This window comes from Flavobacterium sp. LC2016-12 (genome assembly GCF_015351595.1).
Taxonomy (GTDB): Bacteria; Bacteroidota; Bacteroidia; order Flavobacteriales; family Flavobacteriaceae; genus Flavobacterium.
This window is the reverse complement of sequence record NZ_JADKPT010000002.1, coordinates 368,592-391,296: the sequence shown is the minus strand read 5'-3', so window position 1 is coordinate 391,296 and position 22,705 is coordinate 368,592. Positions and strand designations below refer to the sequence as shown.

Genomic DNA, 22,705 nt, shown 5'->3' with positions numbered 1-22,705 from the left:
ATGAAAATACTTCAAGTCATAAATTGTCTGGAAACCGGCGGCGCTGAAAAGTTGCTTTTGGATTCAATTCCGCTTTATAATAAAAGAGGAATTCAGGTCGATTTATTACTCTTAAACGGAACGGATTTTCCTTTTTTAAAAGCATTAAAAACCATCAATTGCTGTAACATTTATTCTATAGGGTCAAAAGCATATAATCCGCTTCATATTTTTAGAATAATGCCCTTTTTACGAAAATACGATATTGCTCACGTTCATTTATTTCCATCACAATACTGGATTGTTTTGGCTAAGATTTTTTCTTTTTCCAAAATAAAATTGGTTGTTACAGAACATAGTGCGACTAATCCGCGCATAAATAATTTTTTTTTAAGTATTCTGGATCGCTTTATTTATAAATTTTATGATAAAGTGGTTTGCATTACAGAAGAGGTTTATCAAATTCGGAACAAACATTTAAGAAATCCAAAATCTCAGCTTGTCTTAATTCAAAATGGAGTTAAGCTACAAAACATTTATAATGCCAAACCTTATGAAAGAAAACTAATTTCAGAATCAATTCAGGACCAGGATATTTTATTAATACAAATTGCAAGCTTTAATAAGCATAAAGATCCTGAAACAGTTATAAATGCAATGCAATATTTAACTGAAAATTATAAGCTTATTTTTGTTGGAAATGGTCCATTTAGAGAAAATTGCGAAAATTTGGCAAAAAAAATTAACGTTGTAAATAGAGTGTTTTTTTTAGGAAGCCGCACTTATGTACCACAACTTTTAAAAGCTGCAGATATTTCTGTTCTAAGTTCAAAAGGCGAGGGATTAAGTCTTAGTGCGATTGAAAGTATGGCTTCAGGAAAACCTTTTGTAGCTTCAAATGTCTCCGGAATGGACATTGTTAAAGATGCCGGTATTTTGTTTGAAAAAGGAAATGCTGAAGAACTTGCGTTTCATGTTAAGAAGTTAATGGAGGATAAGGATTTTTATGAAAGTATTGTAAACTCCTGTCAAACAAGAGCCAAACAATTTGACATAGAATATATGATTGATAAACATATAGTTTTGTACAAAACAATAATTCAATAATGAAAAGAATGGTAAACAAAAGCACAATGGCATTTCTGCTGATTGCGATAGCTAATTTAGCTGTAGCTTTCTTGTCGTTTTTTATTTTACCACCAAGATTTTTTTACGATTCAGCAATTATAATTTATGATAAATTTGGTGAGATAGGTTATTTCGGAAGTTATCCGTTGACTATCTTATTTTATAAAATCTCGGGTTTACGCTATTTACCTTTTCCAATAATCGCACTTTTGCAATTTCCAATTTTAATATATATTTTATATAGAATTGGAATTCCTGATAATTTTGAAAAAGTCAACATAAAAAATCTTTTAGTGTATTTAGGAATTTTTATGATTGCTGTTTTCATAGCAATGCCCTCAAAAGAATTTATCACTTTTTTATATGTTGCGCCAATAGTGTTTATGTGTAGAAGTAAGCGATTCTCGTTTAAAAAAACCATAATAATATCGGTATTGTTGTTAGTTTTATTTGGTGCCTTATATAGGCCTTATTTTGCTTTGATTCCGGTAATAACTGGCGGGATGTATTTGATTAGTTTAATTAATTTTAAGAATAAGACGCTAACGACTCTTTTTTACGGTTTATTAATTGCCTTTTTTTTGTCATTAAGCTATGGAATAGTAAAAGGAGAATATTTTTCTGAAATGAGTCGTGAGTTAGTGAATAAAGCCCGAATTGGGGCGGCAGATGCAAATTCAATGATTGTACCGCCATTAAAACCGGATACTTGGTATGGAGAAATTGTCGCTATTTTTTACGGTTTTTTTACGGTGAACGTTCCTGTAAATGGTTTGAAACATATACTTTCACCTCAAATTTTAGTTTTTATAATTTGGCAACTTTTGCTGTTTTATATCTTACTGGTTCGTTTTTCTAAATGTTTAAAAGAAAGAAAAAAATACAATTATGAACTTTTAATTATGTTCATTTTGTTTTCATTTTTTATCCTGCAGGGAGTTTTTGAACCCGACTTAGGTTCGGCAATAAAACATAAAATTGGTGTTTTTCCTTTAATCTATTTTGCATTATATTATGAATATTTCCGAAAAGAACTTCAATAAAATATTTCATGTTTTTCTATGTTTGATCGGAGTTGCGATGATTTTTAGAAAACCATGTTCAGTGCTGATTATATTGTTTGCCGCATTTAATTTGATTTTCGTAAAAAAATTAAAATTTACTAAAACAGCATTGATTTTAATCGCGTGTATTGCTTCTCCAGTTTTACTGGAGTTATTACTGTTTTGGAACAATGATTCTTTTGCAAAAGGACTAAAAGCAATTGAAAAAAGTACTTCATTATTGATTTTCCCTTTGTTTATTATCGGAAATTATCATCGTGTAAATTTTCAAAAATTAGTGCAGACTTATGTGATTGCGACAACTTTAATCATGTTGTTTTTCTTTATCAGATTTAATATAATAGATGCTGAATTGATGAATAAATACCTAAACGGAATTCATTTATGGGAAATGGGATATCAGTTTGCAAATAGTATTGGAATTCATGCTCCGGCATTGAATATGCATCTGGCTTTTGTGTCGGTGTGTGCGCTTTATTTTGTTTTTGATAGTTTCAAAAATCATCAAAAAATACTATTTAAAATAGCAAGCGTGATTGTTTTTCTACTCTCTTTTTTCTTTGTTCTTTTTGTAAATACAAGAATGGCATTAATGAATGTTTTGGCAGGATATGTTATTGTTTTATTTTTTGAAATAAGCTCAAAATTCAATACAAAAAAGATTGTTTTTACTGCAATTACAGTTGTTGTTGTGGTAATGGGAATTATATTTTTCTTCGTTCAGAAAGATCCATATATGAAGGAAAAGTATTCGACAACAACATTTGCATATATGGATAAAGTAGGGAAATTAGATGAAATTGATCATCCTGAAATAAAGGTTTTTAATTCGTTGGTAACAAGGGTTTCGATCTGGAAATCGGCTTGGGAATTGTCTTTAAAAAATCTTCCTTTTGGAGTTGGTGCTTCTGATGGAAAACCGGAGTTAAACAAATATTATAAAGCAACGAATCAGCAATTTTTAGCTAAATATGAATTTCCAACACACAATCAATTTCTTGATTTTTTATTGAAATTTGGAATTCTGGGGCCGTTTGTGGTTCTTCTTTATATTTTCACAATGGGTTATTTGGGTTACGATTTAAAAAATGCGATGATATTTTCATTTTTCTTAATCTTTTTCACATCCAATTTAACTGACGATTTTTTACTCCGTTTTGACGGAATAGCCTTTAGTGGATTTTGGTTTTCTATTTTCGGAAGCTATTGGCTACAGAAAAATGTTATTCCTGATAAAGAGCCAGTAATTGTCTAAAGTTTTTATTTTTGTCGAATAAATCATGACATCTTAACAATGCATTTTCTCCAAAAGAAGCTCTTGTTTTAGGATCTTTTAAGATTTCAAAAAATCGTTCTAATTCGCTTATATCAGTAAAAAGAAAGCCTGTTTTATCATGTACAACAGCATCTTTATTTCCAATAATGTTAGTTGCTATTACTGGTTTTTGCATTGCCATCGCTTCAAGAACAGCAATTGGAAGCCCTTCCCAAAGAGATATTTGCATGTAAATATCAATGTTATTCAGTTCTTGTAAAACCGTTTTCCGATCTAAAATCCATCCTGTAATTCTGATGTTTGGAGCTGTAATTAAAGGTCTTAATTCACCATCACCAATCCAGACAAAATTGAAATCCGGAAACTGTAAAGCTATTTGATTTAACATTTCAGGATTTCTTGCAGCTGTAATTCTGGCCATTATGCCAATCGTTAATTTTTCGTTTTGATGAAGTGTAAAATGTTCACGGATATTATCAATATCGATTCCGTTTCGGATTAATTTTGCATCGCCAATTTTTTTGGCAATTTCAAGTTCAGTATCACCACAGGCAATAGTTGTTCCGCCAAAAAGCCATTGAAAGGTTTTCTCAATTCGCCAATATAAATTGGAGGTCGTGTTTGAAATATCAGTTCGTAAAAAGGAATAACCGTGTGGCGTGTAAAAGAGTTTTGTTTTTTTGAATAAAAAAAAATAAGCAATCCGACCCAAAATACCTGCTTTTGAGGAGTGAAGATGAACAACATCGGGATTAATTTTTCGAAGTTCCTTAATTAAATTGATAACCGCTTTTAAATCCTGAACAGGAGAAAACTCCCGAACCATAGGAATCTCAGTTAAGTTAACTCCATCTGAAAATTCAGATTTTATTTTACCCGGATCGATTTCTTTTCGATTGCCACTATAAATAATAGTGGTTTCTGTGTTTTTGTTTATTTCAGTATCGCCAAAGTAAGTCGATAAATCACGAAAATAAGTATAAACGCCGCCGCCCAGAGCTTCTATAATGTGTACAACTTTCAAAACAGGGGATTTTATTACGGGTAAAAATAGATAAATGTGTTTACAAATTATCTAAAAACGAGAAACTTCTTTTAAGATATGATTTCAAGTCTAATTTAAAGGACAGATATTTTATTACATTTGTGCCTCTATCTTAGGTTTTACTTAATAATAAAACTTGAAAAAGTCCAATTAAATCAATTATGAAAAGAATACTTATTACCGGAGCAGCAGGATTTTTAGGGTCGCATTTGTGTGACCGATTTATTAAAGAAGGCTATTTTGTTATTGGAATGGACAACCTGATTACGGGAGATCTTAAAAATATTGAGCACTTATTTAAGTTAGAAAATTTCGAATTTTATCATCATGATATCACCAAGTTTGTTCACGTTCCTGGTGATTTAGATTATATTTTGCATTTTGCTTCACCAGCTAGCCCAATTGATTATTTAAAAATTCCGATCCAGACTTTAAAAGTGGGATCGTTAGGAACGCATAATTTATTAGGATTGGCCCGTGTCAAAAAAGCAAGAATTTTAATTGCATCAACTTCGGAAGTTTATGGAGATCCGTTGGTTCATCCTCAAACGGAAGAATACTACGGAAACGTAAATACGATTGGCCCTCGCGGTGTTTACGACGAAGCCAAACGTTTTCAGGAATCGATCACTATGGCGTACCATACTTTTCATGGTGTAGAAACCAGAATCGTGCGTATTTTTAATACGTATGGACCAAGAATGCGATTAAATGACGGACGTGTAATTCCGGCTTTTATTGGTCAGGCTTTGCGTGGAGAAGATTTAACCATTTTCGGAGATGGAATGCAGACACGTTCTTTCTGTTACGTAGACGATCAGGTAGAAGGTATTTTCAGATTATTACATTCAGATTATGTTTATCCTGTAAATATTGGAAATCCGGACGAAATCACTATTAAGGATTTTGCTGAAGAAATCATCAAATTGACTGGAACTAATCAAAAAGTAGTGTATCATCCATTACCAATAAATGATCCTTTACAACGTCAGCCAGACACTACAAAAGCGAAAGAATTATTAGGATGGGAAGCAAAAGTAAGCCGTTCTGAAGGAATGAAAATTACTTATGATTATTTCAGATCGCTTTCTAAAGAAGAACTTTCCAAGGAAGAACATAAAGACTTTTCAAGTTATATAAAATAATTTCGAGCGTTAATGAGTGAATTAGTTTCTATTATAACGCCAACTTACAATGCTGAAAAGTTCATTCGGGCAACGATAGAATCAGTTCAAAATCAAACGTACCAAAATTGGGAAATGATTTTGGTTGATGACGCTTCAACGGATGAAACTGTAAAAATTATTCAGGATTTTGCCGAAAAAGACAGTAGAATAAAACTGTTTAAATTAGAAAAAAATTCAGGAAACGGTTTTGCACGAAATATAGCTTTAGAGAAAGCAGTCGGAAAATATATTGCTTATTTAGACGCCGATGATTTGTGGTTTCCGAATAAATTAGAAAAGCAGATTCAGTTTCTAAAAGAGAATAATTTGCATTTTACTTTCAGTTTTTACGATTGTATTGATGAAGAAGGAAATTCTTTAAACAGAAGAGTAGAAGCACCAGTTAATCTAACTTACGACGAACTGTTTTTTTGCAATTACGTTGGCAATTTAACCGCCATTTACGACGCAGATTATTTTGGTAAAATTGTAATTGAAGCCACTCAAAAGAGACAAGATTGGCGTTTGTGGCTCACGATTTTAAAACAAATTCAGGTTACAAAACCAGTTCCTGAACCTTTAGCTTTTTACAGAATAAGAAAAGATTCTATTTCGTCATCAAAATTCAAATTGATTAAACATAACTTTGGTGTTTACAGAGAATTCCACGGATTTAATTTTGTGTTTTCTGTTATGCTGATGGTGCGATTTTTATTCACACAGTTGATTATCAAACCCAGATACATAAAGAAGATTTAGTGTTTTTCAAGATCACAAATTGTGACCTTGAAGAATCGTGCTTAAAATTGGAGGTCGCAATTTGCGACCTTCAATTATTTTTTATATCCAATTTTAACTCTTTCACTTTCGTTTTCTTTTTTCTCTGTTAGTTCATCTAAATAAGAAAAAACCAATTCAATATTTTTGTCATGATTCTCTAACTTCTTCTGAATCTGTAAAATATCAACTTTAATTTCTGTTGTATCCAGAAGCATTTGTCTCACTTTCGTGAAAATGCGCATAATTTGAATATTGGTTTGAATAGCTTTGTCGCTTTTTAATACACTTGACAACATCAAAATACCATGCTCAGTGAAAGCAAAAGGTAAATATTTTTGGTGGAGACCTCTTCCTTTCTTTAAGGTCGCAATTTGCGACCTTAAAGAAATACTTTCATTTTCAGTTAGTTGAAACATAAAATCTTCAGGAAAACGAGATAAATTTCTTTTTACTTGTTCATTTAACCTCTTAGTTTCTACTTCATAAAGAGATGCCAAATCACTATCTAGCATCACTTTTTGATTACGGATAAAATATATTTTATTTGAAATTGTTTCTTCTGAGAGCAAAGATTGATCGTCCATAAGTTTTTATTAGCAAAAAAACAAATGTAAGATTTTATTTATATTATAGGTAAGATTTGAATTGCTTTAATTTTCCTCGATTGGTTCTTTCTAAAACTTTTTTTTGGGTAAAAGTGAAGTTTAAATTAGGTTCCAGATATAAAGAAATTGCTTCTTCTATTTTTTGAATTTGTTCTGCATTCAATTCTTTTTCAGAAACATATTCAATTTCAAAAGTATCCAATTGAGTTTGTTTGATGATAAATTCTTTGACGTTTCCATCGTCTTCAATAATACTTTTAGTTACGTAATAGAAAGTCAATCCTGGCGATTTTTTTCCGCTTGGCAAAATCGCAACGTCGTTTGTTCTTCCAATTAATTTCTTTAGAATTGGTTTTTGTGGTGTACTTTTTTCATCTAAAATTCCGATGTCGCCAATTTCATATCTTATAAAAGGATTTGCTTTATTGAATAAAGAAGTAATTACAATTCGGCCTTCTTCTCCGTAAGGGAGCACTTTATTATTTTCATCTAAAATTTCTACAAAAAGTGTTTCGGCATTCACTTGCCATTCACCTTCTGGATTTTCAAAAGCAATTAAATCCAATTCTGAAGCGCCGTATTCGTTGATGATCGGAATACCGAATTGTTTTTCCAAAAGTTTTTTATCCGATTCAAAAAGCATTTCCGAAGTAACAAAACATGCTTTTAATGTCGGACAAATTTCTTTTAGAATGATATTTTTTTGTTCTAAATATTTGGCAAACAAAACAATCGAACTGGTATAACCGTTGAGGTAATCGAATTTTTTTGTTTTGAATTTCTGCAGAAATTTTTCTAAAACTTCATCGGATAAATCGAAAACCGGAAAACGAAAACGCCGACTCAAAAAATCCTTAAAACGCTCTTTTTGATAGCCAATAAAATCCATCGGAATACCGTAAAAACGAGCCTGATACGAAAGATTAAAATCGATGTTAAACCATCCGAAACGCATAATATTCGAAGCCCAGGTTAAAGCATGCGAATATTTGTCTTTGGCAAAAACAAAAGGAGTTCCGCTGGATCCAGATGTTTTGTTGAGGTAAACATCTTTTTTAGAATATCCTTTAGAAAGCCTTTCTTCAAGAGGCTTTTGTAGATTTTGTTTATTCAGAATAGGTAAATCTTCCCATCTTGGAATATTTTTATTTCCAACTAATTCCCCATAAAAGGCGTTGTTTTGTAAATGAAAAGCAACAATTTCTTCTTTTTTATTTTGAAGGAAAACCGCATAATCTTCTGCAGATAAATTCACAATTCGATCCAATTCAGCTTTGGCTTTCTTTATCGGAAAACCATTTAGTTGAAGCGAAATATCGAAAAGAGAAATCATTTTTGGGGATTAATTTTCATCAAAAATAATATTATCCAACTACTAACAGAGAAGAATCACGAACTTTTTAAGATTTAATTATTTTTTACGTGTAAAAGCAATTATTTTTGCACCACAACTAAATACAACTATACCATGACAATTTTATTATTGGGATCAGGCGGAAGAGAGCATGCTTTTGCGTGGAAAATGATTCAGAGTCCGCTTTGCGAAAAACTTTTTGTTGCACCAGGAAATGCGGGAACGGCTGGAATTGCTACAAACGTTGCAATGTCTCCAACCGATTTTGATGCCATAAAAGCATTTGTACTAAAAGAAAATGTAAAAATGGTAGTCGTTGGACCTGAAGATCCGTTGGTAAAAGGTATTTACGATTATTTTAAAAACGACGAAAGTTTAAATCATATTCCAGTAATTGGACCATCAAAATTAGGTGCTCAATTAGAAGGAAGTAAAGAATTCGCTAAAGAATTCTTGATGAAACACAATATTCCAACAGCGGCTTACGATAGTTTTACTGCCGAAACAGTAGAAAAAGGATGTGCTTTCTTAGAAACTTTACAACCTCCATACGTTTTAAAAGCAGATGGTTTAGCAGCTGGAAAAGGAGTTTTAATTATTCAAGATCTTGAAGAAGCAAAAACGGAATTAAGAAACATGCTGGTTCATGAAAAATTTGGAGCAGCAAGTTCAAAAGTGGTTATCGAAGAATTTTTGGACGGAATAGAATTAAGCTGTTTTGTTTTGACAGACGGAAAAAGTTATAAAATCCTTCCAACAGCAAAAGATTATAAAAGAATTGGCGAAGGCGATACAGGATTAAACACAGGCGGAATGGGAGCAGTTTCTCCAGTTCCTTATGTTGATGCTGTTTTGATGGAAAAAATCGAAACCCGTATCGTTAAACCAACAATTGAAGGTTTTCAGAAAGACGGAATCGAATATAAAGGATTTGTTTTCATTGGCTTGATCAATGTAAAAAACGAACCAATTGTTATTGAATACAACGTAAGAATGGGTGATCCGGAAACTGAGGTTGTGGTGCCAAGATTAAAATCTGATTTAGTAGCATTGTTTCAGTCTGTTGCAGATCAAAAGTTAGACACTTTCGAATTAGAAGTTGATCCAAGAAGTGCGACTACAATTATGGTAGTTTCTGGTGGATATCCTGAAGATTTTGAAAAAGGAAAAGTAATTACAGGATTAGAAAATATTACAGATTCTATAGTTTTTCACGCAGGAACAAAATTAGATAACGAAAATGTCGTTAGTAATGGAGGACGTGTATTAACAGTAACATCATACGGAGACGATTTCCAACAGGCCATAAAAAAATCTTACCAAAACATAGATAAACTAAATTTTGATAAGATGTATTTTAGAAAAGATATCGGCTTCGACTTACTTTAAGAAAGAGTGAGCTGTAGTATCTTGGTTTTCTGTTCCGGCGTCATCAAATATGCGTAATTGTTTAATCCAATAACCGATTGCGCATGCGCAGATGATCATAAAAATCCAGTTAATTGTGCTTGCAGCAAACCAGCTAACTAGTTCCAAACGACGTAAAAAGTCAAGAGGAGCAAACAAAATGTTAACGAATAAGTATTGTATTCCTTCGAAAAAAGCTGTCATAATTTAAAAAATTATATGTTATTTATTGTTTTGTAACGCATTGAAGACAAAATTCAGGTAATAGAATCTTTTTTCAACTTGTTGGGTTTTTCCTTTTAAACAAGTATTATATTTACAATCACAAAAGTATAAAATATCCTTATGATAACAAGTGTTTTTAAAAAATCTACACCATTAAATTATTCTTTGGTTGTAATTTTAATACTGGTTTTCTTTTTTCTCTTTCAAATTCAGGAACCTTCATGGATGAGTTCTTATTTTTTGGCGTTTCAAAAAATAAGTTTATTATGCTTTATTTCAGCTTCTTTTTTTCTGATAAACTTTATCGTTAAAAAGAACGGACTCAGTAAAGACAATGGTTACGCGATATTTTTCTATTTATTATTTATCTTATTTTTCCCGACGATATTTAATAACCCAAACGTTATCTACGCCAACTTTTTTCTGTTATTGGCCCTTCGAAGATTGATTTCACTTCAGTCATTAAAGGCCTCAAAAGAAAAAATATTTGATGCTTCTTTTTGGATTTTAGTGGCTTCTCTCTTTCAATTTTGGTGTATTCTTTTCCTTATTTTGGTTTTTATATCAATTGTTTTTCATGTTTCGAGAGATTATAGAAACTGGGTTTTACCCTTTATAGCGCTCTTGGCGGTCGCAATCATCTTTTTATTGGTCTCTTTAATTTTTCATTTTAATGTCATTGAATTTTTCGAAAAACGAGCCGTAATTGATTTAAGGATTGATTATTTTAAGAACAATTACGAAAATGGAGCACTTTCAATATATGTTGCGGTAGCTTTATTTTTTGTAGTTTCGATGTTGACAACATTATCAAACAGACCTCAAATTGTACACACATCGTATAAAAAAGTAGTGGCTTGTTTTTTTATTGCCGTCTTTGTTTTTATTCTTTCACCTAACAAAAGCAATGATTTATTGATTTTCAGCATTACGCCTTTAACCATTATGGCTGCAAGTCATGTTGAATATGTGCAGCAAAAACTAAACAATGAAATCGTATTTTACGTACTTATGTGCTGTAGTTTATTTACGTTTTTCTCTCAATTATAATTTACTTCCATAAGCAAGATCACCGGCATCACCAAGTCCTGGAACAATGTAGTTTTTCTCGTTTAATTTTTCGTCTAAGGCAGCAACCCAGAGATGGCAATTGTCTGGAAGACTCTTTTCAAGATGGGCAACACCTTCTGGTGCAGCGATAACTACGACAATATGAATTTCTTTTGGAACCGCATTCTGAACTAATTTTTCATGAACGGCAACAATAGATTGGCCAGTTGCCAGCATTGGGTCCAGAAGTAAAACTGTTTTATCATTTAAGTCTGAAAGTGCTTGATATTCAACTCTAATTTCAAATTCATGATCGTTATTCGGATGATATCTGCAGGCCGAAACAAAACTGTTTTCAGCATGATCAAAATAATTTAAAAAGCCATTATGAAGCGGTAACCCAGCTCTTAAAATGGAACACAAAACCAAATCACTATCTATTTCAGTAGTTTTTTTAATGCCAAGCGGTGTTTGAATTTCGACTTCTTTATAAGACAAATTTTTGCTTAATTCATAAGCCATAATTTCGCCAATACGTTCGATATTTCTTCTAAAACGCATGCTGTCGTTCTGAACATTTACATTTCTGATTTGACCTAAAAAGTGGTTTAATACGCTATTATTTTCAGATATATAATGAATTTTCATGAGGAGTTTTTAGAATTATCAATGATTTGCGATACTAAAATGAAAAAACAACCGTTTTTTTCACACTATAAAAGTATAAAAAGTATCTTTGTCTCTCTAATAATTAAAGACATGTTTTCAAAATTAGCTTATTCTGTTTTCGAACAAAGTATCAAAGATTATCACCAGTTTGATAATGTTGATCAGCCAATAAATAATCCTTATCCAAAGGACAAATTTGAGCATTTATTATATCTAAAAAACTGGATTGACACAGTTCAGTGGCATTTTGAGGATATTATTCGTGATCCACAAATTGATCCGGTTGCGGCTTTGACTTTAAAAAGAAGAATCGATGCTTCTAACCAGGAACGTACGGATATGGTTGAATATATCGACAGCTACTTTTTGCAAAAATACAGTACTGTAAAAGCAAAAGACGGAGCAAAAATTAATTCTGAAAGTCCAGCCTGGGCATTTGACAGATTGTCAATTTTAGCATTGAAGATCTATCATATGCATGAAGAAGCTACTCGAGCAGAGGCTTCACAAGAGCACAGAGATAAATGTCAGGAAAAATTAAACATTCTTTTAGAGCAAAGAAGTGATTTGTCTACAGCAATTGAAGATTTATTGACTGACATTGAAAATGGTGATAAATTCATGAAGGTGTACAAACAAATGAAAATGTACAACGACGATGATTTGAATCCTGTTTTATATCAAAATAAAAAATAATTGGCAGAATTGTCCAATAAAATTAAGCATATAGCCGTCATGAGACTATCCGCAATGGGAGATGTCGCCATGACGGTTCCTGTTTTACGCGCCTTTGTAAAACAATATCCTGACATTAAACTGACGGTAATTTCCCGTCCGTTTTTTAAACCTTTTTTTGACGGAATCCCAAATCTTGACTTTTTTGCTTTTGATGAAAAAGAAAGACATAAAGGTTTTCCAGGGCTTTTGAGATTGTACAGAGATGTCAAAAAATTCAAAATTGATGCTTTTGCAGATCTTCATAATGTTTTAAGATCTAAGGTTGTGAGCTTACTTTTCGCTTTAAGCGGAAAAAAAAGAGCAACAGTCGATAAAGGAAGAGAAGGAAAGAAAGAATTAACCCGTGCAGAAAATAAGATTTTTAAGCAATTGCCAACCATGTTTGAAAGACACGCCAAAGTGTTTGAAGAACTCGGTTTTCCATTAGATTTATCGAATCCTGAATTTCCTGAAAAGGCAAAATTAGATCCAGCTATTTTGGAAATCATTGGCAATCAAAATCAAAAATTGATCGGAATTGCACCTTTTGCGCAATACGATTCTAAAGTATATCCAATCGATTTAATGACGGAAGTTATTTCAACTTTGGCACAAAATTCAAATAATAAAATATTGCTTTTTGGTGGAGGAAAGAAAGAAATTGAAGTATTAGATTCGCTCTCAAAACCATTTGAGAATGTAATAAATATGGCTGGTAAAATTAAATTCCAACAGGAATTGCAATTGATCAGCAATCTTGATGTGATGCTTTCTATGGACTCAGGAAATGCGCATATTGCTGCAATGTTAGGCGTAAAAGTGATTACGCTTTGGGGCGCAACGCATCCGTTCGCGGGATTTTTACCATTCAATCAAAGTTTAGAAGATGCTTTAACTTCAGACAGAAATCAATATCCAAAATTGCCAACATCTGTTTACGGAAATAAAATAGTTGAAGGTTATGAAGATGCGATGAGAAGCATTTCTCCGAAAGACGTAATTGCTAAAATAGAACAACAGTTCTCAAAATAATCTTAGAGAAATTCCAAAATAGAAATTCCAAATCCCAATTGTAAAGTTGGAATTTGGAATTTTTTTATTGAGATTTAATTTTTTTCATAAATCAAGAAATAGATACCCCATTGGTTTCTTTTTGTTTATATCAACTACAACTTTAACAAAACGATTTTCTTTTTCTGTTGCCAGTAAAATATGCTCAAAATCGTTGGTTGAATTTCTGTAAACTTTATGGATCAAATCTGATTCTTTAACTTTATTCGATAAAATTTTGACAGCTTTTAATTCACTTATATAAGGCCAAATATTAAAAACACTATTGTTAGAGACTGATATTTCTGTCATTCCATCAATCATTGATGCGTTATACTTTTCTTGCGAAAGTAGTTTAGGCCCTTTTTTGTTTCTCCTTTTTTTAATTATAAAGTAAACACAAAAAAAGGATGTTACTACAAATAGTAATATAAAAGACAAACGAAGGTAGTGATGCATTGCCATAATATTTAGTGTTTTAAACTTGTTGACAATCAGAAATAGCTTTACAAAATTTACTATAAGAAAAAAGAGATGTATCAGCTTTAAGCGCACTACTAATATAGTAAATTTTAGGCATAATTTTTAAAAAATATATAAAATTTGATACGGTTTTTTGCACATTACTTAGACATACTTATCGAACTGTATAAAATTATTGAAAAAAAAATTCCAAATCCCAATTTTAAGTTGGTATTTGGAATTTAAAATATTGGAATTTCTTATCCTCTACACATCGTCATAATCTACATAAATAGATTCTGATGTTGGATGTGCCTGACAGGTTAAAATTAATCCTGAAGCAATTTCTTTATCTGTTAAAATAGAGTTTTTTGTCATTTCTGCAGTTCCAGAAGTTACACGAGCCAAACAGCTGCTACAAATTCCGCCCTGGCAAGAATAAGGAGCGTCAATTCCTTGTTTTAAGGCTGCATCCAGAATAGTTTGTTTTTGAGACATTTCGAAAGAAACTTCGTCATCATCAACTAAAACGGTAATTTTTGTATGTCCTTCAAGCGAAGTTTTTATTTCATGTTCCTGAGAGGAAGAAGTAAAAAGTTCAAACTTAATAGCCGAATCTTTTACGTTTTTCTCTTTCAAAATACCAGAAACGGTATTGATCATTTCCTCTGGTCCGCACAAGTAAAATTTGTCAAATTGAAGTTCTTTATGTTTATTGTTCAAAACAAAATTCACTGCCGATTTTTCAATTCTTCCAAACAATGCATTTTCGGCTTTAGCCTGACTAAATACATAATGCACGAAAAAACGACCAACATATTTAAGTTGTAAATCGTGTAATTCCTGATGAAAAATAGTTTCCTCCGGAGTTCTATTTCCGTAAACCAATACAAATGAACTTTTTGGCTCACTTTTTAAAACCGATTTTATAATAGAAAGTACAGGAGTAATTCCACTTCCTGCAACAAAAGCAGCATAATTTTTTTGTCTTTCAGCATCCGGTTCAAAGGTAAACTTTCCTTCAGGATGACCTACTTCAAGAACATCTCCGGCTTTCAGTTTTGTATTGGCAAATTGAGAAAATAAACCGTTTTTAACCGCTTTTACAGCAATTCGCAATTCACCGCTTTCTGGTGCAGAGCAAATAGAATAAGCACGTCTAATCTCTTGATTGTCAAGTGTTAGTTTTAAATTTATATATTGTCCCGCAATAAATTTATAGTCTGGTTTTAGTTCCTCGGGAACATTAAAAAGTACAGAAACGGCATCTTTGGTTTCACGTTTTACCTCTTTAATTATCAGTTTTAAGAATGAAGGCATGATTGTATATTTTATGCAAAAGTAGCAAACGGCGGTTAATTCACAGACACTAAACGATTATTTTTAACTTTTTTTGTAACGTTTTCTTACATTTGATCTCTTACTACAAAACTCAAAACCAATTAACCATGATTAAAAAGTTTATTTACCTCGAATGGAAAGCCTTTACAAGATCGGCTTCATTTGGAGCAAACCTGGCAATGAAAATTTTACTAGGTTTTTTAATGATTTATTTTTCGCTGATTTTTATTGGAGCGGGAGTTGGAGCATTTTATATATTAAAAGAAATGAACCTTGAGCCTTTAGTAACCATCAATAAATTTTTACTTTATTATTTTCTGTTTGATTTGGTAATTCGTTTACTTATGCAGTCAATTCCGGTATTAAACATCAAACCATTATTGGTTTTACCTTTCAAAAAACCAACGATCGTTCACTTTTCGCTAGGAAAAACAGCATTGTCTTTTTTTAACTGGGTTCACGCACTCTTCTTTGTACCTTTTTCGATCGTGATGGTATTAGAAGGTTATGATGTTATTGGAATCATAATGTGGCTTTTGGCTATTTTCTCTTTAATATATATCAACAATTTTTTGAATATCATTCTAAGTAATATCGACAAACTATTTGTTGTTTTTATTGGCCTTGCAATTGGTTTAGGAGGGGCACAATATTATAAATTATTTGACATTACCATTTTTACAACACCTTTTTTTCAGGGACTGTATGCGCAAAAGGGATTATTTTTAATTCCAATTTTGGTGTTGGTAGGATTGTATCAATTTACGTTTAAGTATTTTAAGAAAAATTTGTTTTTGGACGCTGGACTTTCAAAAAAAGAAGATGTCGCAACAACTGAAAATTTGGTTTGGTTAAATCAATTTGGAACTCTGGGAACGTTTCTTAAAAATGACATCAAATTAATCCGAAGAAATAAAAGATCTAAAACGACTATTGTTATGAGTGTGGTCTTTTTGTTTTATGGATTGATCTTTTTTGGAAATACACATCAGCCAGAGGCAATGCATATTTTTGCGGGAATATTTGTATCAGGTGGGTTTTTATTTGTTTTCGGACAATTTGTACCAAGTTGGGATAGTTCGTACTACCAATTAATGATGACACAGAATATTCCGTATCGCGGTTACATTACTTCAAAATGGTGGCTGATCGTTATCGCGACTTTTATATCAACAATAATCGCTTCATTTTATCTCTTGTATGGTTGGGAAGTATATTTAACAATAGTTGTTGGTGCAATTTATAATATCGGAGTTAATTCTCATTTAGTTCTTTTGGGCGGTGCATTTACCAAAACGCCAATTGACCTGAGCAATGCCGGTGGGGCTTTTGGAGATAAAAAAGCATTTAATGCCAGCGCGATGCTGCTTTCATTACCAAAGATATTTTTGCCCTTATTATTGTATTGGCTTGGACTTCATTTTGCTGATAAAACTGTTGCATTGGCTTTAGTTGCCGGAGCTGGGGTTTTAGGATTTATTTTTAAGGAAAAAGTTTTTTCGCTTATTGAAAAAAGATATAAACTTGAGAAATACAGTACGATAAGCGCTTACAAACAAAAGAATTAATTAGTCAATTTGAAAATGTGCCAATTAGAGAATGTATTTCTATTGGAAAATCTAAGATCAACAATCTAAAATCTAAAATTACCATGATACAAGTAAATCAACTTTCAAAAAAATATAACGGAACAACAGTTTTAAATATTAACAATCTTGAAATTCCAAAAGGACAGAGTTTTGGATTAGTAGGGAACAACGGAGCGGGAAAAACAACTTTTTTCAGTTTGCTATTAGATTTGATTCAGCCTTCGACTGGACATATTACGAGTAATGATATTCAGGTGAATACGAATGAAAACTGGAAATCTTTTACAGGTTCATTTTTAGATGAAAGTTTCCTTATTGGTTATTTGACTCCAGAGGAATATTTTTATTTTATCGGAGATTTACGTCATCAAAATAAAGCTGATATTGATGCATTGTTAGCCCAACACGAAGAATTTTTTAATGGAGAGATTCTGAATAACAAAAAATACCTGCGTGATTTATCGAAAGGAAACCAGAAGAAGGTGGGAATAATTGCCACACTTATCGGTAATCCTGAAGTTGTAATTTTGGATGAACCTTTTGCAAATTTAGATCCAACAACAGTTAGCCGATTAAAAAAGATCATTAAAGATTTGGCAGAAAATCCAGATGTTACTGTTTTAGTTTCAAGCCATGATTTGCAGCATACTGTCGAGGTTTGCGACCGAATTGTAGCCTTGAATAAAGGAGAAATTGTCAAGGATATTCAGACCTCAAGAGAAACCTTACAAGAGCTGGAATCGTTTTTTGCCGTTTAAGTTTCTATATTTCAAAAAGAAGCGTATTTTTACACGTCATTATACTAAAAAGCCTTTTTAGAAGTTAATGGATTTAAACTCTTTTCTATTGAAAAAGAATACTCTAAAATATTGTTTTCCGTTCGTGTTTTTGTTCTTTTTGATAGCTTGTTCTACCAAAAAAAACACGTTTTTGTCCAGAAATTCACATGCTTTAAGTACAAAATATAATATTTTGTACAATGGAGGCATTGGTCTTGATAAAGGTTTGAAGTCTATTCAGGCAAATGATCAGGATAATTTTTGGAAGATGCTGCCTATTGAAAAAATGCAGGTTGACGAAAATTATTCCGGAGAAGAAAAAGCTAAAAACCCTGATTTTGAATTAGCGGAAACAAAAGCAACAAAAGCAATTCAGAAACACTCCATGAATATTGGCGGAAGAGAAAAAAACACGCAAATTGATGAGGCATATTTAATGCTTGGGAAAGCGAGATACTATGATCAGCGTTTTATTCCGGCTCTGGAGGCATTCAACTATATCTTGTATAAATACCCAAACAGCAGTAATATTTACACGGCAAAAATCTGGCGAGAGAAAACCAATATGCGTTTAGGAAATGATGCTATTGTAGTAAAGAACATTAATCTGTTGTTAAAAAATACAGATTTGAATAAACAAACTTTTTCAGATGCGAATGCATTATTGGCCGAGGCTTTTTTACATCTGGAGAAAAAGGATAGTGCTGTAGCGAAACTTAGAATTGCTGAAAATTTTTCGCGTATAAACGAAGACAAAGCGCGTTATCGTTTTATTTTGGGACAAATGTATCAGGAAATTGGAATACGAGACAGTGCGATTTATTTTTATAATGCTGTGATCGACATGAACCGCAAAGCCGATCGAAAATATATGATGCATGCTTACGCGAAAAAAGCACAGATGTTTGATTATGAAAATGGCGATCAGGATATGTTTATTGAAACGTACAATAAATTAGTCGATGATCGTGAAAACAGACCCTACTACGATATTCTATTTTACGAAATGGGTGTTTTTTTCGATAACTATAAAGAACAGGAGAATGCGCTTGAATTTTATAACAAATCGTTAGCAAGAAAATCTAAAGACCCTTATTTGGTAGCTTCGACTTACAGAAACATTGGAAACATGTATTTTAAGAATACAGATTATACGATGGCTGCCAAATATTATGATAGTACATTAGTAAAATTAGATCCAAAAAGCAGAGAGTTTGCCTTTATTGAAAAAAACCGAAAAAACTTAGACAACGTCATTAAATACGAAGCAATTGCAAAACGAAATGACAGTATTATAATGGTGTATGGTTTACCAGAAACAGAGCGAAAATCCTATTTCGAAAATTATATTACCGAGCTTAAAAAGAAAGACGATGCAAAACGTATTGCAGAAAAAATAGAAGAGGAGAAATTGGCAAATATTGAACGTAACTCAAATGCAGGGAACTTACCTACCGCTGTAAATCCACAAGCACCGGTACCTACTGATTTGCCGGGTGGAGGAGCACTTAATCCTCCAGGAGCAAATGACCAGGCAAGTACTTTCTATTTTTACAATCCAACAACGGTTGCATACGGAAAAGTGCAATTCAGAAAAATGTGGGGAAATCGATCTTTAGCCGGTAACTGGCGTTTGGCTTCTTCAAAAACAATTGTAAATCCTGTTCTACAAGATTCCTTAAGTATGCGTCAGGATTCTCTTAATGCTTTGCAGGATTCTGTTGTCGTTGAGAAGTATACCACGGCATTTTACGAAAAACAACTTCCAACAAGTCCCGTTGTAATGGATAGTATTGGTAAAGAACGAAACTTTGCTTATTACCAACTGGGTCTCATTTATAAAGAAAAATTCAAGGAATACAATTTAGCGAGCGACAAATTGGAACAATTATTGAAAAATAATCCCGAAGAAAAATTGGTTTTGCCGTCGATGTATAATTTGTACAAAATATATCAGATTACAAATCCGGCTAAGGCAGAGAAAGTAAAATCGGATATAATAGGAAATTATCCAACTTCAAGATATGCCCAACTTTTAAATAATACCAATACAAATGATTTGGCATCGCCTGATAAAGAATATAAAAAGTGGTATAAATTATATGAAGAAGAGCAATTTGATGTTGTTTTAGATAATATTGATAATTTGATTAATCAATATGCCGGAGATGAAATTGTTTCTAAATATGAATTATTGAAAGCCAATACTTTAGGAAAAGTAAAAGGATTGGCTGCTTATAAAAAAGGCTTAGAAACGGTAGCAGATAATTATCCGAACAGTGAAGAAGGTAAAAATGCCCGTGAAATTTTAGAGAAACAAATCCCAGGTTTAGAAAAGCTTGATTTTACGGCAGTTGATGGAAAAAACTGGAAAATTTTATATTTAGTTGCTAATAACGATTCTCAAACAATTAAAAAAATTGAAGAAGCCATTAAAGTATTTTTATTAGTTGAAAATTATGAAAGATTAACAACGTCATTAGATAAATACAATAAAACCCAAAGTTTTGTAGTTATTCATGGAGTAAAATCTGAGGCATATGCCAGAGATCTTTCAGGAGTTTTTAGAGACGATAAAAAGTATAAAATCACACAGCCTGCAATTATTATTTCAAGCGATAATTACAAAGTGATTCAAATCAAAAAAAATCTGGAAACATATCTAGCGCCCAAAAATCCATAAACCATGTTTGAAAAAGCAAAAAAAAGCGGCACAGAATTATTAGGTAAAACAAATCGAATAGTAGAAGGAACTTCTATTATAGGTGATATTGTTTCTAAAGCCGATTTTAGATTGGATGGAGAATTGATAGGTAATTTTACTTCGCAGGGAAAACTGGTTATAGGACCATCAGGAATTGTAAAAGGAGAAATTATTTGCCACAATGCTGATATTGAAGGTGAGTTTCAGGGAAAACTAAAAGTTTTGGAAGTACTTAATATAAAAGCTACGGCCCATATTCATGGAGAAGTACTTGTTGGTAAATTGTCTATAGAACCAGGAGCAGAATTTACTGCAACATGTTCGATGCTTGCAAATACAAAAGAAGTAACTTTGAAAGATGGAAAAGGAGCCGAACAAAAACCAAAGGAATAAGTGGATAGCACTTATTAATATTCCCATTCAAATGGGCGTTATTATTTTTTTGTTTTCTTATTTAGGAACCTGGTTAGATGAAAATCATCCAAGTCCAAAAATCTATTATAATAAGATATTAATCATGGTTGGCGTTTTTCTGGCTTTATATAATGTATTTCGCCAGGTAAACGAAATCAATAAAACAAAGTAGTTTGTCTTTTAAAAGAGCTTTAAATAAATGTTGCATCTTTGCATAAAATTATTTCAAAATGCTTTTTAAAGACAAAACAATTTTACATTTATTCTTTTTTGCTTTAGCGTCGTATATAGTGCACAAAGCTGTATTTATTTTTTTTGATCTCCCAAATCAAAATTTTCATTATAGTATAGAATCGTTGTATTTGATTTTTTTTGCTTTTGCAGCTGTTTTTTTCATGATACTATTAAAGTTTAAAACAAGTCATTTTGATAATATCGGAATGCTTTTCATGGGAGGTACTTTTATTCAAATGTTTTTTTTCTATTTTGTTTTAAGACCGATTTTGACAGATAAGCTTCCAAACATGGCAATTGAGAAAATCAATTTTTTTATAACATTTATTTTATTTTTGTTATTTGAAACGCTTTTAACTATCCGATTATTAAATGAAAAGCGTTAAAATAACGATTCTGTAAAACAAGGTTCAAAAATAATTTTTCATATCCTTTTGAATATTAATAAAAAATGTACCTTTGCACCAAATTTTAGAAACGTAAAAAATAAGATTTTCAACAGATATGGTGATTTCAAACAAACCACTCAGATTTATTCTTGTAGCTTTATTAGCTTCTCTTCCTGTAATTAGTTTTGCTAATACAGAAAAAGATACTGCACATACACAAACTGAAGCAGCTCACGAAGCTGTTGCGGAAGGGCATCATGCAGAGCCGACAGATGTAAAATCTAAAATTAAGGCTTTTATTGGTCACCACGTTTTAGATTCTCATGATTTTACTTTGACTCAGGATGATGAAACAGGAAAATACTATGGGTTTTCTTTACCTGTTATTCTTTGGGATAATGGGTTGCAAGTTTTTTCTTCATCAAAATTCAATCACGGACATAGTGTAGCTGAATCTAATGGAAACTTCTATGCAATTAATCACCACAATGGCAAAATCTATAAAACAGATGCTGCCGGAACAATTACTGAAGATGAAAAGACAGGAAATCCGACAAATGTTCGTCCTTTAGATTTTTCAATTACAAAAACTGTAGTTTCTATTTTTGCAGCAGCGTTATTAATGTTTTGGTTATTTTCAAGCCTTGCAAAATCATATGCTAAAAACGGAGGTATTGCTTCAGGAGTTGGAAGAATTTTCGAACCATTAGTAGTTTACATTCGTGACGAAGTTGCGATTCCAAATATTGGAGAGAAACACTATAAGAAATACATGAGCTATTTATTGACAATATTTTTCTTTGTATTGTTTTTAAATATTTTTGGATTAACTCCACTAGGAATTAATGCTACAGGTAATTTAACAATTACATTTGCTCTGGCACTAATTACTTTTCTAATTACAAATCTTTCAGCAAATAAAAATTATTGGGGACACATTTTCTGGATGCCAGGCGTGCCAAAACCAATGCGTATTATTTTAGCACCAATTGAATTGTTAGGAGTTTTCATTAAACCATTCTCATTAATGATTCGTTTGTATGCAAATATCTTTGCAGGTCACATTGTTTTAATGAGTATCATCGGATTAATGTTTATCTTTAAAAGCTGGATTGGAAGCAGTTTATCTTTTGGATTATCATTTGTACTTTCTATTCTTGAAATTTTGGTTGCCTTTTTACAAGCCTATATTTTTACAATGTTATCTGCACTTTACTTTGGTTCTGCTGTAGAAGAACACCACCATGAAGAGGAAGCTCATCATTAAAACTTAGATTC

The 22,705-nt window shown here is 32.0% G+C and carries 22 protein-coding genes; 15 read left to right on the top strand and 7 right to left on the bottom strand.

Features of this window, described 5'->3' with window-relative positions:
* The 3 genes from IRZ99_RS06115 to IRZ99_RS06105 are packed head-to-tail and all read left to right on the top strand — an operon-like array spanning window position 1 to window position 3,426.
* Entirely contained in the window at window positions 1-1,086 is a 1,086-nt protein-coding gene (locus tag IRZ99_RS06115) for a glycosyltransferase (protein WP_194656412.1), read from the top strand.
* Window positions 1,086-2,150: a hypothetical protein gene (locus tag IRZ99_RS06110; RefSeq protein WP_194656411.1), complete on the top strand. Its 1,065-nt coding sequence runs from the start codon at window positions 1,086-1,088 to the stop codon at window positions 2,148-2,150. The genes IRZ99_RS06115 and IRZ99_RS06110 overlap by 1 nt, the downstream gene beginning before the upstream one ends.
* Window positions 2,122-3,426 (top strand): O-antigen ligase, encoded by a 1,305-nt coding sequence (locus IRZ99_RS06105; RefSeq protein WP_194656410.1) that lies wholly within the window; start codon window positions 2,122-2,124, stop codon window positions 3,424-3,426. The genes IRZ99_RS06110 and IRZ99_RS06105 overlap by 29 nt, the downstream gene beginning before the upstream one ends.
* On the opposite strand, the gene IRZ99_RS06100 is transcribed toward IRZ99_RS06105, so the two are convergent.
* Complete coding sequence (locus IRZ99_RS06100; protein WP_194656409.1) at window positions 3,395-4,471, bottom strand: glycosyltransferase; 1,077 nt, start codon at window positions 4,469-4,471, stop codon at window positions 3,395-3,397. The two genes, IRZ99_RS06105 and IRZ99_RS06100, sit on opposite strands and share 32 nt — an antisense overlap.
* A 182-nt stretch (window positions 4,472-4,653) precedes the next feature.
* Here IRZ99_RS06100 and IRZ99_RS06095 point away from each other — a divergent pair, with 182 nt between their 5' ends.
* Window positions 4,654-5,637: a UDP-glucuronic acid decarboxylase family protein gene (locus IRZ99_RS06095; protein WP_194656408.1), complete on the top strand. Its 984-nt coding sequence runs from the start codon at window positions 4,654-4,656 to the stop codon at window positions 5,635-5,637.
* Between the two features lie 12 nt (window positions 5,638-5,649).
* The gene (locus IRZ99_RS06090; protein WP_194656407.1) at window positions 5,650-6,417 is read left to right on the top strand and encodes a glycosyltransferase family 2 protein; all 768 of its coding nucleotides are present in this window, start codon (window positions 5,650-5,652) and stop codon (window positions 6,415-6,417) included.
* A gap of 74 nt (window positions 6,418-6,491) precedes the next feature.
* On the opposite strand, the gene IRZ99_RS06085 is transcribed toward IRZ99_RS06090, so the two are convergent.
* Together IRZ99_RS06085 and IRZ99_RS06080 are read right to left on the bottom strand one after the other, a co-directional pair.
* The gene (locus tag IRZ99_RS06085; protein WP_194656406.1) at window positions 6,492-7,022 is read right to left on the bottom strand and encodes an ORF6N domain-containing protein; all 531 of its coding nucleotides are present in this window, start codon (window positions 7,020-7,022) and stop codon (window positions 6,492-6,494) included.
* A 43-nt stretch (window positions 7,023-7,065) separates the two neighbouring features.
* On the bottom strand, window positions 7,066-8,376 hold the full coding sequence (locus IRZ99_RS06080; protein WP_194656405.1) for a phenylacetate--CoA ligase family protein: 1,311 nt from the start codon (window positions 8,374-8,376) through the stop codon (window positions 7,066-7,068).
* A 135-nt stretch (window positions 8,377-8,511) separates the two neighbouring features.
* Between IRZ99_RS06080 and purD the strand changes: the two genes are divergently transcribed.
* On the top strand, window positions 8,512-9,786 hold the full coding sequence (purD, locus tag IRZ99_RS06075) for a phosphoribosylamine--glycine ligase (RefSeq protein ID WP_194656404.1): 1,275 nt from the start codon (window positions 8,512-8,514) through the stop codon (window positions 9,784-9,786).
* Here the strand turns inward: purD and IRZ99_RS06070 are convergent.
* Window positions 9,778-10,008, bottom strand: a complete 231-nt coding sequence (locus IRZ99_RS06070) for a uracil phosphoribosyltransferase (RefSeq protein WP_074660106.1) — start codon at window positions 10,006-10,008, stop codon at window positions 9,778-9,780. The genes purD and IRZ99_RS06070 overlap by 9 nt on opposite strands.
* Window positions 10,009-10,149: 141 nt before the next feature.
* Between IRZ99_RS06070 and IRZ99_RS06065 the strand changes: the two genes are divergently transcribed.
* Window positions 10,150-11,079 carry a DUF6427 family protein gene (locus tag IRZ99_RS06065; RefSeq protein ID WP_194656403.1) on the top strand — a complete coding sequence of 310 codons (930 nt, stop codon included), beginning with the start codon at window positions 10,150-10,152 and terminating at the stop codon, window positions 11,077-11,079.
* Here the strand turns inward: IRZ99_RS06065 and upp are convergent.
* Entirely contained in the window at window positions 11,074-11,727 is a 654-nt protein-coding gene (upp, locus tag IRZ99_RS06060) for a uracil phosphoribosyltransferase (protein ID WP_194656402.1), read from the bottom strand. The genes IRZ99_RS06065 and upp overlap by 6 nt on opposite strands.
* A gap of 111 nt (window positions 11,728-11,838) precedes the next feature.
* On the opposite strand from upp, the gene IRZ99_RS06055 reads away from it, so the two are divergent.
* Both IRZ99_RS06055 and IRZ99_RS06050 read left to right on the top strand, forming a co-directional pair.
* Window positions 11,839-12,444 carry a DUF4254 domain-containing protein gene (locus IRZ99_RS06055; protein ID WP_194656401.1) on the top strand — a complete coding sequence of 202 codons (606 nt, stop codon included), beginning with the start codon at window positions 11,839-11,841 and terminating at the stop codon, window positions 12,442-12,444.
* A 39-nt stretch (window positions 12,445-12,483) separates the two neighbouring features.
* Window positions 12,484-13,497 carry a glycosyltransferase family 9 protein gene (locus IRZ99_RS06050; protein ID WP_194656400.1) on the top strand — a complete coding sequence of 338 codons (1,014 nt, stop codon included), beginning with the start codon at window positions 12,484-12,486 and terminating at the stop codon, window positions 13,495-13,497.
* Between the two features lie 84 nt (window positions 13,498-13,581).
* Here IRZ99_RS06050 and IRZ99_RS06045 read toward each other — a convergent pair whose 3' ends face one another.
* Window positions 13,582-13,980 carry a hypothetical protein gene (locus tag IRZ99_RS06045; protein ID WP_194656399.1) on the bottom strand — a complete coding sequence of 133 codons (399 nt, stop codon included), beginning with the start codon at window positions 13,978-13,980 and terminating at the stop codon, window positions 13,582-13,584.
* Window positions 13,981-14,244: 264 nt separating this feature from the next.
* Window positions 14,245-15,297 (bottom strand): ferredoxin--NADP reductase, encoded by a 1,053-nt coding sequence (locus IRZ99_RS06040; RefSeq protein WP_194656398.1) that lies wholly within the window; start codon window positions 15,295-15,297, stop codon window positions 14,245-14,247.
* A gap of 128 nt (window positions 15,298-15,425) precedes the next feature.
* Here IRZ99_RS06040 and IRZ99_RS06035 point away from each other — a divergent pair, with 128 nt between their 5' ends.
* The 6 genes from IRZ99_RS06035 (at window position 15,426) to atpB (ending at window position 22,694) form a co-directional block, all read left to right on the top strand.
* Entirely contained in the window at window positions 15,426-16,886 is a 1,461-nt protein-coding gene (locus IRZ99_RS06035) for a DUF5687 family protein (RefSeq protein ID WP_194656397.1), read from the top strand.
* 83 nt (window positions 16,887-16,969) lie between these two features.
* Window positions 16,970-17,665, top strand: a complete 696-nt coding sequence (locus IRZ99_RS06030) for an ABC transporter ATP-binding protein (RefSeq protein ID WP_194656396.1) — start codon at window positions 16,970-16,972, stop codon at window positions 17,663-17,665.
* A 172-nt stretch (window positions 17,666-17,837) separates the two neighbouring features.
* Window positions 17,838-20,369, top strand: a complete 2,532-nt coding sequence (locus IRZ99_RS06025) for a tetratricopeptide repeat protein (RefSeq protein ID WP_370527655.1) — start codon at window positions 17,838-17,840, stop codon at window positions 20,367-20,369.
* Between the two features lie 3 nt (window positions 20,370-20,372).
* Window positions 20,373-20,783: a polymer-forming cytoskeletal protein gene (locus tag IRZ99_RS06020; protein WP_194656394.1), complete on the top strand. Its 411-nt coding sequence runs from the start codon at window positions 20,373-20,375 to the stop codon at window positions 20,781-20,783.
* The gene (locus IRZ99_RS06015) at window positions 20,749-20,976 is read left to right on the top strand and encodes an AtpZ/AtpI family protein (RefSeq protein ID WP_194656393.1); all 228 of its coding nucleotides are present in this window, start codon (window positions 20,749-20,751) and stop codon (window positions 20,974-20,976) included. Before IRZ99_RS06020 ends, IRZ99_RS06015 begins: the two co-directional genes overlap by 35 nt.
* Window positions 20,977-21,542: 566 nt before the next feature.
* Window positions 21,543-22,694 carry a F0F1 ATP synthase subunit A gene (gene atpB, locus IRZ99_RS06010; protein ID WP_194656392.1) on the top strand — a complete coding sequence of 384 codons (1,152 nt, stop codon included), beginning with the start codon at window positions 21,543-21,545 and terminating at the stop codon, window positions 22,692-22,694.
* Window positions 22,695-22,705: the final 11 nt, after the last annotated feature.